Origin of the sequence: Pseudoalteromonas sp. S1608, from assembly GCF_005887265.1 — a bacterium.
Classification (GTDB): domain Bacteria; phylum Pseudomonadota; class Gammaproteobacteria; order Enterobacterales; family Alteromonadaceae; genus Pseudoalteromonas; species Pseudoalteromonas undina.
Window position 1 is genome coordinate 18,635 of record NZ_PNDK01000052.1, and the last position, 13,152, is coordinate 31,786.

Annotated in this window: 12 protein-coding genes and 1 tRNA gene; 10 read left to right on the forward strand and 3 right to left on the reverse strand. The window is 40.1% G+C overall.

Translation table 11 applies throughout. The annotated features are described in order from the left end of the window. The first annotated feature begins 151 nt into the window (after window positions 1–151). Both CWB75_RS16900 and CWB75_RS16905 read left to right on the forward strand, forming a co-directional pair. Complete coding sequence (locus tag CWB75_RS16900; RefSeq protein ID WP_010391689.1) at window positions 152–1,465, forward strand: adenylosuccinate synthase; 1,314 nt, start codon at window positions 152–154, stop codon at window positions 1,463–1,465. A 124-nt stretch (window positions 1,466–1,589) separates the two neighbouring features. Continuing rightward, on the forward strand, window positions 1,590–2,228 hold the full coding sequence (locus CWB75_RS16905; RefSeq protein ID WP_138571260.1) for a tetratricopeptide repeat protein: 639 nt from the start codon (window positions 1,590–1,592) through the stop codon (window positions 2,226–2,228). Between the two features lie 43 nt (window positions 2,229–2,271). On the opposite strand, the gene CWB75_RS16910 is transcribed toward CWB75_RS16905, so the two are convergent. Beyond that, the gene (locus tag CWB75_RS16910; protein WP_010391691.1) at window positions 2,272–4,131 is read right to left on the reverse strand and encodes a cation:proton antiporter; all 1,860 of its coding nucleotides are present in this window, start codon (window positions 4,129–4,131) and stop codon (window positions 2,272–2,274) included. Window positions 4,132–4,995: 864 nt separating this feature from the next. Here CWB75_RS16910 and proB point away from each other — a divergent pair. After that, a complete protein-coding gene (gene proB, locus CWB75_RS16915; protein WP_010391693.1) occupies window positions 4,996–6,102 on the forward strand; it encodes a glutamate 5-kinase in 1,107 nt (368 codons plus the stop codon). Further along, window positions 6,099–7,346, forward strand: a complete 1,248-nt coding sequence (locus CWB75_RS16920; RefSeq protein ID WP_054202656.1) for a glutamate-5-semialdehyde dehydrogenase — start codon at window positions 6,099–6,101, stop codon at window positions 7,344–7,346. Before proB ends, CWB75_RS16920 begins: the two co-directional genes overlap by 4 nt. Window positions 7,347–7,509: 163 nt before the next feature. Here the strand turns inward: CWB75_RS16920 and CWB75_RS16925 are convergent. Continuing rightward, window positions 7,510–7,585, reverse strand: a tRNA-Ala gene (locus tag CWB75_RS16925). Window positions 7,586–7,750: 165 nt separating this feature from the next. Here CWB75_RS16925 and CWB75_RS16930 point away from each other — a divergent pair. Next, window positions 7,751–8,137 carry a hypothetical protein gene (locus CWB75_RS16930; protein ID WP_138571261.1) on the forward strand — a complete coding sequence of 129 codons (387 nt, stop codon included), beginning with the start codon at window positions 7,751–7,753 and terminating at the stop codon, window positions 8,135–8,137. 1 nt (window position 8,138) lies between these two features. Then, entirely contained in the window at window positions 8,139–8,639 is a 501-nt protein-coding gene (locus tag CWB75_RS16935; protein ID WP_138571262.1) for a prolyl-tRNA synthetase associated domain-containing protein, read from the forward strand. Here the strand turns inward: CWB75_RS16935 and CWB75_RS16940 are convergent. Further along, window positions 8,606–9,754, reverse strand: coding sequence for an MFS transporter (locus CWB75_RS16940; protein ID WP_138571263.1), 1,149 nt, complete (start codon window positions 9,752–9,754; stop codon window positions 8,606–8,608). The two genes, CWB75_RS16935 and CWB75_RS16940, sit on opposite strands and share 34 nt — an antisense overlap. A 186-nt stretch (window positions 9,755–9,940) precedes the next feature. Between CWB75_RS16940 and CWB75_RS16945 the strand changes: the two genes are divergently transcribed. From CWB75_RS16945 to CWB75_RS16960, 4 genes are all read left to right on the forward strand, one after another. Next, entirely contained in the window at window positions 9,941–10,480 is a 540-nt protein-coding gene (locus tag CWB75_RS16945; protein WP_008113474.1) for a DUF2058 domain-containing protein, read from the forward strand. A 173-nt stretch (window positions 10,481–10,653) separates the two neighbouring features. Continuing rightward, window positions 10,654–10,977 carry a c-type cytochrome gene (locus tag CWB75_RS16950; RefSeq protein ID WP_008113473.1) on the forward strand — a complete coding sequence of 108 codons (324 nt, stop codon included), beginning with the start codon at window positions 10,654–10,656 and terminating at the stop codon, window positions 10,975–10,977. Window positions 10,978–11,111: 134 nt separating this feature from the next. Then, complete coding sequence (locus CWB75_RS16955) at window positions 11,112–11,879, forward strand: class II aldolase/adducin family protein (protein ID WP_036980336.1); 768 nt, start codon at window positions 11,112–11,114, stop codon at window positions 11,877–11,879. Window positions 11,880–11,906: 27 nt separating this feature from the next. Next, entirely contained in the window at window positions 11,907–13,082 is a 1,176-nt protein-coding gene (locus CWB75_RS16960; protein ID WP_054202652.1) for a mandelate racemase/muconate lactonizing enzyme family protein, read from the forward strand. Window positions 13,083–13,152: the final 70 nt, after the last annotated feature.

Genomic DNA, 13,152 nt, shown 5'->3' on the forward strand with positions numbered 1-13,152 from the left:
TTTTAAGTTTATAAATGACTGTTATTTATGTGATTATTAACGAAACACTGATGTTTACTACCCGCACGAGGAAAAAATAAGCTAAACGGGGTGAACATTGCTTTAGTTTTCTGGTAAAATCTCGTCCTAATTTTCTCTAAGTGAATTTGCAATGGGTAAAAACGTTGTTGTACTAGGCACCCAATGGGGTGACGAAGGTAAGGGTAAGGTAGTTGACCTCCTTACAGATAAAGCATCTTTAGTAGTTCGTTATCAAGGTGGTCATAACGCAGGCCATACTTTAGTGATCGACGGTGAAAAGACAGTTCTACACCTTATTCCATCGGGTGTATTACGTGACAATGTTAAATGTGTGATTGGTAATGGTGTTGTTTTATCACCAGAAGCGCTAATGAAAGAAATTGGCATGCTTGAAGAGCGTGGCGTACCTGTACGTGAACGTCTTTTAATCAGTGAAGCATGTCCGCTAATATTGCCTTTCCATGTTGCATTAGATGTAGCTCGCGAAACTGCGCGTGGCGATAAACCAATCGGTACAACGGGTCGTGGTATCGGTCCAGCGTACGAAGATAAAGTAGCACGTCGTGGTTTACGTGTTGGTGATTTATTCAATCCTGAATTATTTGCTACTAAGTTAAAAGAAGTATTGGAATACCACAACTTCACATTAGTGAACTACTACAAAGTAGACGCTGTTGACTTCCAAAAAACGTTTGATGATGCAATGGCTGTTGCTGACATTTTAAAAGCAATGGTAGTTGATGTAACTGAGCTTTTAGATCAAACGCGTAACGCCGGTGACAACATCTTATTTGAAGGTGCTCAAGGTACACTACTTGATATCGATCATGGTACTTACCCTTATGTAACATCTTCAAACACCACCGCTGGTGGCGTTGCTACAGGTGCGGGTTTTGGCCCATTACACCTTGATTATGTGCTAGGTATCATTAAAGCGTACACAACACGTGTAGGTTCAGGTCCTTTCCCTACAGAGCTTTACGACGGTCTTGATAAGCAAGACCCAGTCGGTAAGCATTTAGGTGACAAAGGTCATGAGTTTGGTGCTACTACAGGTCGTTTACGTCGTACAGGTTGGTTAGATGCCGTGGCTATGCGCCGTGCAGTCCAAATCAACAGCATTTCAGGATTTTGTTTAACTAAACTTGACGTTTTAGATGGTTTAGAAACACTTAAAATCTGTACTGGTTATAAGCTTGAAGATGGTACTGTGACTAACGTGACGCCATTAGCAGCTGAAGGTTACGATAAAGTAACGCCAGTATACGAAGAAATGCCTGGCTGGTCTGAAAATACAGTGGGTGTAACATCACTTGAAGGCTTACCTAAAGCGGCAATTGATTACATTAAACGTATTGAAGAAATCACTGGCGTACCTGTTGATATTATCTCTACAGGTCCTGATCGTGTTGAAACGATGATACTTCGTAGCCCATTTGCATAATTGGGTTTATGTTGAAAAAAAGCTGCCATGCGCAGCTTTTTTTATGTCTGCAGAAAAGTGACGCTATTAATAGTGGAACGATCTTTGTATATTATTTGGTAAGTTTATTTTTAAAGTGGTTAATATGCGTTTATCTTCTCGTTGCTCAGTGTGGTCATTATCACTACTTACACTTACTTTATTCAATATAAGCAATAGCTTAGCTGAAGAAAGTCCTGCAGCTGTGCCGCTGTATACTGAATCTGAGTTAATAGCTTTAATTAATGAGAACACTCATCTAGCGCGCGTAAAGGCAGATAATTGCCAGTTAGTGCAAGATATAGAAGCGCGAGCCAATAAAATGGCATTGCCATCATATCAATTCCTATACGGTGATATGCTCGCTTATAAAGTGTGTGTTGAGCGCGATGTTGCTTTAGGTGTGTATTACATGAAAAAAGCGGCTGAGCAGGGCTTAGCGGCTGCATTAGAGCAACTAGGTCGCTACTACGACGTTGGGCAGTTGGTCCAAAAAGACAAAACCATGGCAATAACCTACTTACGTGAGGCGTCAGCGCAAGGCAACTTAAAAGCGCAATTACGATTAGTTGGTTTGTTTAATCAAGGTTATGGAAGTCCAAGAGATTTCGAAGATGCTTATCGTTGGCTGTTTAACACCACGGTAGCTGATAAAGCGACACATAAAAAAATAGAGAGAGCATTAACTAAACTTGCTGAAAAAATGCCAGCCAGTGTCGTTACCCGCGCGCGCTTACCTATGTAAAAAAGCGAGAGTGCTTTTGCCGCACTCTCGCTTTTTTTAGTTATTACTCGTCTTTTTTATTGTCTTTGACTTTGTTATTGGCAGGATCTTTTAATAGCGATATTTTAGGCGGTTGCAATGCAACTACTCGTTCACCCTCTTGTGGTGGCTTTTCCATATCACTAGTAAAAGGCCTCATTTTCACTGGAGCGTCTTCATCACTGTCTTTATCCCCTTTGAGAATAAACAGTGGAATTGCTTCAGGGTTCATTTCTAAATACTGCTGCCAGCTAAATTCTTCAGATATTCGTGTTGCACTCACTTTACCGCCTTTGGCAATAACGCTGCTTAAGCGTGCATATGCTCCGTTTTCACCAAACAGAATTTGTCGTGATAAGAACGTCGCGCTGTCTTTATTTGCTTTAGCATGTGATGACGATGAGCGAAGTGAAAATACATTTTTTTCATTCAATAAATGAGAAAAATACTGCACCCCTAATGCGTTATGATGACGATTAGGTGAAAGCGCTAAAACACTGCGAATAGTGGTTAAAGGTAAATAGCGTTCAGCATGCTCAGATTGTGGATTACCGTAATAACAAGGCAAACCATCCATACGTGCCATTTTACAGTTTTCCCAAGCAGGATCTGATAAGTGAACGGGAATGTTTTGTTCCTTTAAACCACGAGCAATAGCACGAGATACATGGTTGGCACCAATAATTAAAATAGTATTAGGGGAGGGCTGGCGCACCCCTAGCAACTTAGCAACAGGGATAGCCGTTAAGCTTTGCAGTACCACAGTGACGATAATAACCGTGAATATCAATGGCACCATTTTCTCAGCATCGGCTACACCGGCTTCTATCATACTTAACGCAAATACAGAGCCTACGGCTGCAGCAACTATACCGCGAGGCGCAATCCAAGCCAGCACCAAGCGAGACTTCATTGGTAAATCGGTGCCAAAGGTTGAAATAGCAATACACAACGGGCGCGCAATAAATAGCACAATAGCTAAAAATATAAACACGTCGCTATCTAGCATCATTAAGTCAGATAGTTGTAATCTGGCAGCGAGTAAAATAAACAAGGTTGAGATCAAAATCATCGACAGATCTTCTTTAAACTCAAGCACCGAATCTATTTCTAGGTCATCTTGATTAGCTAACCAAATACCAAATACAGTTACGGCCAATAATCCTGACTCATGACTTAAATGGTTTGAAATCGAAAAGCTAATTAACACTAACGCTAAAATGCCAAATTTATGTAGCTCAAATGGCAACCATTCGCGGCGCATCAGTTGCGTTGTGATCCAACCCGAAACCACACCAATACTTAAACCAACCCCAACGGTTTTAACTAGTGCAATTATAGTGTGGCTAAGTACTTCACCTTGGCCAACTAACATCACAGCTTCAAATACTAATACCGCAAATAAAGCGCCAATAGGATCTATGACTATGCCTTCCCAGCGTAAAATACGGTCAATATCTTGAGTGGGTCGCATTGAGTTAAGCAGTGGCGCAATAACCGTTGGTCCCGTTACAACAAGCACAGCGCCAAGTACTGCTGCGACTCGCCAATTTAACTCTAATAACCAATAGGCACTTAAGCTGATAACGACACAGGTCATAAGCATACCAATAGAGCAGAGGTTTCTTACGACTTTACTGATCCCTTTAAGCTCCCGAAAATGCAGTGTTAAAGACCCTTCAAATAAAATCACAGCAACGCTTAAAGACACCACAGGAAAAAGTAAATCGCCTAATAAGGCATCTGGGTCTAATACGCCACTAAATGGCCCTAATAAAAGCCCAGTAAGCAACAAAAACAGAATAGCGGGTACTCTGAACGCCCAGGCGACCCATTGGGCTAGCACCGAACACAATGCAATACCGGCTATATAAATTGCTGACATAGAGTAAAAACTCCTTAATATTAATAATGTTTAAAAGTATAACTGTTACCTACCAGTAATACAGTGGGTATACACGTGTAAATTCAATTTAGCTAATAAATAATACTTATTTATTTAGTGTTAACGTCATTTTCTAAAATGTTATCAAATTTATAGTCTATATAATTCATATTTATAGTAGTCTAACCATATGATACTTAATACAAAAAACACTAGCTTTAGTAGTGTCGACCTATTCAGCTTGAATTTTAGCCTTGATCTAAGCAGCTACTTTAACGTATTATACTTCGTGTTCGAATAATTAGTTATCTAATCAAGTTTGTAGTTTAAATACTAGATTATGTTAGATATAAACATCTTAACTCTCTTACTGATTGTTTTTGCTTTGTTTTGTTATATTTGAACACACAACATCATTTACCGTACTCTTTGGTATGGTTTTGCTCAATGTGTTTATTTGCTCAATGCAGATAAATAAAAGTTTGAGTTGAACTATTACCTTTCAATATTTAATCCCCATCGTGGCGATTAAATCTCGGTCCTTAAGTCATCACCCTATCTGTTGGTGTACCAGACTTAAGAGGCTCTATGTATGTTGTTAATAAAAAGGCCGCACACAGCTTTTTACAGCGATACATAAACAACACTTTATATTTTTTTAGTTAGTACGATCCGATTTATTTATTGGGTTAATACTATTTATTTTTTGCATCTCAATTTAAAACGCTAGTTTTAGAGACGGTGTACGTGTGTGTAAAAAGTGTGGGCAATGATAAACAAATTCGACGCTGTGTTTATAGACATGGCGACCTGGTTTCATTCATCTATGTGATGAATACAAATTAAATGGAAAGTTGAGCACTTATGCAAAAGTTAAATTGGCGACGTATCGTACTTAAAGTGGGCAGTGCCTTAATTGCACCCGATCAAGATGGCTGTCGTTCACGTTATTTATTAACCATCGCACAGTTTATTGTCCGCTGTCGCGCACGTGGAATTGAGGTTATTTTAGTTTCATCTGGTTCTGTAGCGGCTGGCTCACATTTATTTCCATCAGACCAACCTCGTTCAGTGGTAATGAAAAAAGCGATGGCTGCAGCAGGGCAAACAGAAATGATGGCCATGTGGGATCGTTTCTTTGATTTTCCATCAGCACAGCTATTATTAACTCATGGTGACTTACGTGACCGTGAGCGTTACCAGAGTATCCGTGAAACCGTATTTACATTGCTAGAACACGGCGTGCTACCTATCATTAATGAAAATGATGCAGTAACAACAGATGATTTAAAAGTGGGTGATAACGATAATTTATCAGCCATGGTTGCAGCAGCCGCTGATGCCGATGCATTAATGATTTTCTCTGATGTAGATGGCTTGTATGATAAAAACCCAAATCTACATGACGATGCCGTATTATTGCCTGAAATAAAATCAATTGATGATTCTATTTATGCTATGGCAGGATGTGCTACCAGTGCGGTAGGTACAGGTGGTATGAAAACCAAGATTGAAGCGGCAGAGAAAGCCACTTCACATGGTATTGCAACTTACATTATTAATGGCTTTAAAGAAGAAACCTTTACTCGCTTGTTAGCCGGTGAAAACCCAGGTAGCGTATTCTTGCCTTATGAAAAACCAATGCAAGATTCTATTCACTGGATGACACATACCGCTAATGAGCAGGGGGAAGTCGTTGTTGAAGGGTCATTTGATGACTCATTAGAAGGTGAAGACGGTTGCTTACGTGGCGATGAGATCAGAGAAGTACATGGCGAGTTTGCTGTGGGCGATACTATCTTAGTTCGCAGTGAAGATGGTACGCGTTTAGCTAAAGCCACAGCAAATTACAGTAGCTGCTTGTTAAACTTTATTGCAGATAACGAGCAGAGTGAATTCAGCGAAAAAATGCAGGATTCAATTGGACCAATTATTTCAGAAAAAGATATCGCATTATTGGAGAAGTCATGAGTTTAATTACGGATATATCACGCCAGGCAGCAAAGGCTGCACATACACTTGCTTTACTCGATACCGAGACTAAAAACAAAGTGTTAACCGATATGGCAGCGGCATTAAGAGAGCAAAAAGAATTTATAATCAAAGAAAATGAAAGTGACCTAAGCGCAGCACGCGACAATAATTTAGCAGCATCAATGATAGACCGTTTAACATTGAATGATGAGCGTATTGAAGCCATGGCTGAGGGTATCGAAGTGATTGTTTCATTAGATGATCCTGTTGGCCAGTTACGTGACATTACTGAACGCCCAAATGGTATTAAAATTCGTAAAATGCGTGTACCACTTGGCGTAGTATGTATGATTTATGAAGCGCGTCCTAATGTAACGGCTGACGCAGGTGCATTGTGCTTTAAGTCAGGTAACGGTGTTATTTTACGCGGTGGTAAAGAAGCGCTGAAAAGCTCACAAGCCATTGCCAGTGTAATGCATAGCGTGCTTACAAAACATGGTCTACCAACTGCGCTAATTTCAGTGATTCCTGATCCTGACCGTGCTTTACTAATGGAATTGATGCAACAACGCGATAGCATTGACTTAATCATCCCTCGTGGTGGTGAAGGCCTAATTAACTATGTTACTGAAAACAGCACAATCCCTGTTATTCAGCATTTTAAAGGCGTTTGTCATTTATATGTAGATAAAGATGCTGATTTAGAAGTAGCACTAAATTTACTGCTTAATGGTAAGACTCAGCGTACTGGTGTATGTAATGCACTTGAGGGTTTAGTGGTACACCAAGATGTAGCTGATGAGTTTTTAAATCTGTGTGCAGTTGTACTTCGTCAAGAAGGTGTAAAAATTAATGCTGACGCCAAAGCGGCTGAATATTTTGATAACGCCACAGTACTTGCTGATAACGAATTTGGTGAAGAGTACTTAGACTTAGAGTTAGCAATTCGTATTGTGCCAAGTTTTGATGCAGCCGTTGAGCACATTGCTCAATTCGGTTCAAATCATACTGAAGTTATCTGTACTAAGAACGATGCGGCGGCAGAGTTATTTCAACGTAGTGTTGATGCGTCGGTTGTTATGGTTAATGCGTCATCACGCTTTTCTGATGGCTCACAACTAGGCTTAGGTGCAGAGATTGGTATTGCAACGACTAAGCTACATGCTTATGGCCCTATGGGACTTGAGTCATTAACCACTGAAAAATATTTAGTTAATGGTGTTGGTCAAGTTCGCGAATAACTAACCCAACTCAATAAATGATGAAAATGCCGGGCTTTGCTCGGCATTTTTGATCTCGATTTAGCAAAATTAAACAACTAAGCAAACATAGAGATGAAAAAACACAGAGAAATTTATTTAGAATATAAAATAAGGATATTACTTAAAGGAGAGAATAGGAAAGTGGTGGAGCTAAGCAGGATCGAACTGCTGACCTCCTGCGTGCAAGGCAGGCGCTCTCCCAGCTGAGCTATAGCCCCACATTCCTAATTTACATGTACTGTAAATGCTTAAGTGCTGAGTCTTAAGCGGGGTGAACTTTAAATATTTTTACGTTTTCGGTCAAGTATTTTTTCACAAATTTTTCCGTTTTAACTAATTTTTGTTAAACTCGGCCTCAATATTTACTAAAACGACAATACATAATGAAAAAATACGCTTTAGTTTTAATGGTTTTCCTTTTTGGCTGTGCCAGCTCGGTAGATGAGCCTCCCTATGAAATTAATAATAAACAATTTTATGACACCGTTGATGATCAAGGTAATAAGCTTTTTGCCTATGTGGTCTCTGTAAAGGCTAAGAGCCGCGAGCAAATTAATATTAATAAAAAGCTAACCCGAAGCGATGTAAAGCGTTTTGCCGAACAAGAGCACTTTGAAGAGTCGAGCGTGCTCAAGTTACAATTAGAAGATCAAGCGGTAGAGTTTCTCAATAAAGAGCTTGCACAACGTAACTATTGTGCAGATAAGCATGAAATAAACGAAGTGCTATGGCGAGATTTAAGTGTGCAATTAAGAGGGCGTTGTTTGTAGTATGTTAGCAGATAAACAAAAATTAGCGGCGGTGTTAGCCCAACTTGATATTAACTATGATGTGATTGAGCATCCAGCGTTGAATGGTAGCTTAGATGCCGATGAGCTGATGGTGAATCGCCCAGGAACACGTTTAAAAAATCTATTTTTGCGAGATAACGAAGGTAAGCGCCATTTTTTAGTGATCACCGCGCATGATAAACAACTCGATTTAAAATCGTTGTCTAAACAGCAAGGCCTATCGCGTTTAGGGTTTGCCTCTAATGAGCGCTTGGCTAAGTACTTAAAAGTTGCACCAGGTTGTGTGTCAATGCTCAGCTTAATGAACGATAAGCAACGAGATGTAACGCTTTGGCTTGATCAGGATATTTGGTTTGGCGATTTATTTCATTGCCATCCATTTGAAAACACCCAAACGTGGTTATTAACTAAGCCTGATTTACTGCGTTTTTTTGATTTTACTGAACATCAGCCGCGGGTGATGTTTTTACCCTCGCGCTGAGCCCACAAAATAAGACCCAGCCCACATAAGCAAACCGCAAGAAGTGTTGCCATAAATGCGGTTTGCCCGTGTGCTTGATAAACCACCCCAGGTAATAACGATCCTAGTGCGCCACCGCTATAATAAAATGACACGTAACAACCATTAGTAACACTCGGTGGAGCGTGACTAATTTTATTAACCAATGGTACCGCTGTTGAATGAATTACAAACATAGCGCCACAAAATAGTGTGAATGCAATTAAAAACAACATCAATGAATGACTCATTAATAACACAATACTGAGGTTATAAAACAGGAATACCAATGCCAATAAGCGCCAAGCTGAGGTCATTTTTTTTAATAACCACGGGGTAAAAATAGAGGCTAACGCGCCAATTAAATAACCGCTATAAACTAAGCCAATGTCGCGAGTGTTATTAATTAAAAAGGTCTTTTTTAAAATAAAAGGCAAGTAGTTTAATAGCGCTGCAAAGCAAAAAAACATACAAAATATGGCACCATAAAGCTTAAGTGCCGAGCCTTCTTTAAGTTGTTTCATATAATCTAAAGGTGATAACACCTCACTAGAGCGACTCAAAACAAAGCGTTTATGGGGAATGCTAAGCGCGAGTATTATCAACATGGCAGCAATTAAGTAATAAAAACTTTGCCATGACCACAAGTCGCTAAAGAGCGCAGCCAATACTCGGCCAAAATAACCACCGACAATAGTACTACCAATATAAAGAGTCATATTTTTTTGTAATGTATCGGCTTGATAGCTCATACCAATAAAGCTGGTCATGGCAGTCAATGCGGCGGGTAAAGTCAGCCCTTGTAAAAACCGAACAAGTAACAGTAGCTCAAAACTCGGGGCATAAATAAATAAGATACAACCCACACCCAGTAACAACATAGCGAAGCGTAATATCAATAAAGGATTTCGCTTAGCTAAAAACAGTCCATACACCAAAGGGGCAATAGCTAAAGGCAACATAGTGGCCGTCATTAAGCTGCCTGCAACAGCAGGCGCTACATTAAATTCAGTGGCAAATAAACTTAACAATGGCTGTGGTGCGTATAAAACAAAAAAAATGAAAACAGAACAAAAGAGTAAGTGAGGTAAGCGCATCGACTGCCGTTAACATTGCTTATTAGTTGAACCGCATTATATCCTAGGGTTTTCATAAATTAATCTTTATTGCGCTAAATCATGCTTTGTTTTCAGTAGTTTGTTAGATTAATACCAATAGCGCTGTTATTTACGCTCGTTGGTGATTAAAATAGCATTAATATTCGTTTTTAGTGGGAACACGCCATGGGGTCACTACAAGAGCAATTGCTCCAAGCTGGTTTAACAACATCACATAAAGCCAAAGTTGCTAAATCAGAAAAGCGCAAGCAACAGAAAAAGCAAAAGAAGGGAGCGACAAGTAACCCAAATGATTTGCAAAAACATATTCAGCAAACCAAGCTTGAGCAGCAGCAAAAAGCCGAAGAGCTTAACAAAACGCGCCAAGAAGAATTAAAGCAACGCGAGCAAGTAGCCCGTGTTAAGCAAATTCTAGAGCATCACAATCAAGAGTCAATTCGCGGTGAGCGTACCTTTAACTTTACTTATGAAAATAAAGTGAAAGGGCTTGATGTGAATGAGAAAACGCAAAAGGCGCTCTCGGGCGGACGTTTAGCTATTTGTGTATTAGAAGGCCAGTTTTACGTATTAGAAGACGAGCCTGCACGCAAAGTGGCTGAGGTTGATGAAAAGTATATTGTGTTTCATGTCGAACCTGAGAACAAAGCTAAAGACGAAGACGATCCGTATGCTGATTTTGAAGTGCCAGACGATCTTATTTGGTAAGGTGTTATTAAGTATCTGCTCAGCTAAGGCAAGCTAATATTTGTTTTATGAGGGATACACGTATTTGTTCTGATTGATCGTCAAACCTTATCAAGGACGTATGCTTTTTAAAGATTTATTGACTACAATTATCACAACCGTTTTTTTTAACCGTAAAAAGAAGAGTAAATACAATGAGCAAGATAAAAACACTTTTATTAGGCGCGGGTATTGGTTTAGCCGCAAGTTTTTCGTTTTCAGCCGCCGCTGCTGATGGCGCTGCACTTTACACCGCTAAAAATTGTCAAACATGTCATGGTGCAGATGGTAAAGCACCTATTATGGCGATGTACCCTAAACTAAATGGTCAAAACAAAGAGTATTTAGTAGCGCAAATGAAAGACATCAAGTCAGGCGCACGTAGCAATGGTATGTCTATGGCGATGAAAGCAATGGTTGCGACTGTGACTGATGAAGAATTTGAAGCAATTGCCGATTACCTATCAAAAGTACAATAATCGCTAACGCAATCTAAAAAGAGCCACACCTTTGTGTGGCTTTTTTATTTGGTGATTGCCATCATGCGAATACTCATTTAGACTTCTAAACATCTACAATCACTAGCGCTATGCTGTGTTTTAAAAGGCTTGTTATGTTTGATTTACCCCAGCTCGATTTAAAAAATAAAGTATCAGAACAAGAGTGGCAACTACGTGTTGATTTAGCCGCATGTTATCGATTAGTTGACCATTTTCGTTGGGGGGATTTAATCTATACGCACCTTTCTGCTCGCCTACCAGGTACGGATCATTATTTAGTAAACGCGTTCGGTTTAACGTTTGATGAGATCACTGCATCTAACTTAGTTAAAGTTGATTTAAATGGCCGCATTATTGACGATACTCCATTTGATATTAACCCTGCGGGATTCACCATTCACAGTGCCATTCATGAAGTACGCGAGGATGCCCATTGCGTAATACACCTACACACTAAAGAAACCATTGCAGTTGCAACACAAAAAGAAGGGCTGTTACCGTTAAGTCAGTATTCGATGTTTTCATTACCCTCTCTGTCATACCATGGTTATGAAGGCCTAGCGGTGAATGATGATGAGCGTAAACGCCTGCAAACAGATTTAGGTAGCACCAACCATATGCTATTGGTGAATCATGGCGGCTTAACGGTAGGGCCAACAGTAGGTGATGCGTTTATGCGCTTTTATGACCTTCAACGTGCCTGTGAAATACAGTTAGCTATTCAATCAAGTGCACAAGAAGCGATTGCAGTACCACAAGCTATTATTGATAACATTTATAATCAAGCGAACGTTGTTCACAGCGGCAGTACTGGGGGGCAGCTAGCATGGCCTGCCATGTTACGAAAAGCGTATCGTCTTGACCCAAGTTTTGCAAAATAACCGATAAAGGTTAATAAGGAATTTTTTATGAAAGTAAATCGCGTTGAAGTCTTTGACATTCATTGTCCTGAGCGTCCTGCATGGACGCCGGTATTTGTTCGCATTCATACCGATGAAGGGATTAGCGGTGTAGGTGAAGCCGGTCTTGCGTATGACTTAGGTCACAGCGCTGCCGCTGCGATGATCAAAGAAATGGCCGATGCCTTTTTAATTGGCCATGACCCGTTTCAAACTGAAAAACTATGGTCACGTATGTTGCGTGAAAGCTTTTGGGGTTTAGGTGGTGGGCCGGTAGTTTATGCTGCAATGAGTGCGATTGATACTGCGCTTTGGGATATAAAGGGTAAAGCATTGGGTTTACCTGTGTATCAGTTGCTTGGTGGTAAAGTTAACGACAAACTACGTACTTATGCATCGCAGTTACAGTTTGACTGGGACAGTGAGTTTAAAGCGCTGGTACAGCCACAAGAATATGCCGAAGCGGCACTAAAAGCAGTAGCGGAAGGTTACGATGCGGTAAAGGTTGACCCAATTCAATACGATAAAGACGGCAACACCTATTACGACCGCACAAATATTATTTCTCGCCCAGAAATGAAACTATACCGCGCTCGTATGCAGGCTATTCGTGAAGCTGTGGGTGACGAAGTTGATATTATTTTTGAATGCCACAGTTTACCTGGTGCGACATCAGCAATTCAAATTGGTGAGATTGCAGAAGAATTTGATTGTATGTATTTTGAAGAGCCGGTGAATTATTTAAACCACTCATTACATGCCAAAGTGGCTGATAAAGTGGCTGTGCCTATTGCAGGCGGCGAGCGCTTATATAACCGTTGGGGCGTGCGTCCATATTTAGAAGATCAAAGCATTGATGTACTACAGCCAGATATTGGTTTATGTGGTGGCTTTACTGAAACTAAAAAAGTATGTGATTACGCAGATATTTTTGACGTGCGTATTCAGGCACACGTGTGTGGTGGGCCGGTTGCAACCGCGGCAGCATTACATTTAGAAACAGCAATCCCTAACTTTTTAATTCATGAACATCATACTTATGCGATTAAAAAGTGGAACAGAGAGCTGTGCTTACAAGATCCACAACCTAAAAATGGCTTTTTTGAAGTATCAGAAGAACCAGGTCTTGGGATTGAGCTTAACGATGAAATTGTAATGCGTTCACAACGTGTAGAAATAAAATAAATAACCTGAACTCTGCTTGAGATGGATTTATTATCCAGAGTTCAGGTTAAACAGCTCTATTTAAGAATAG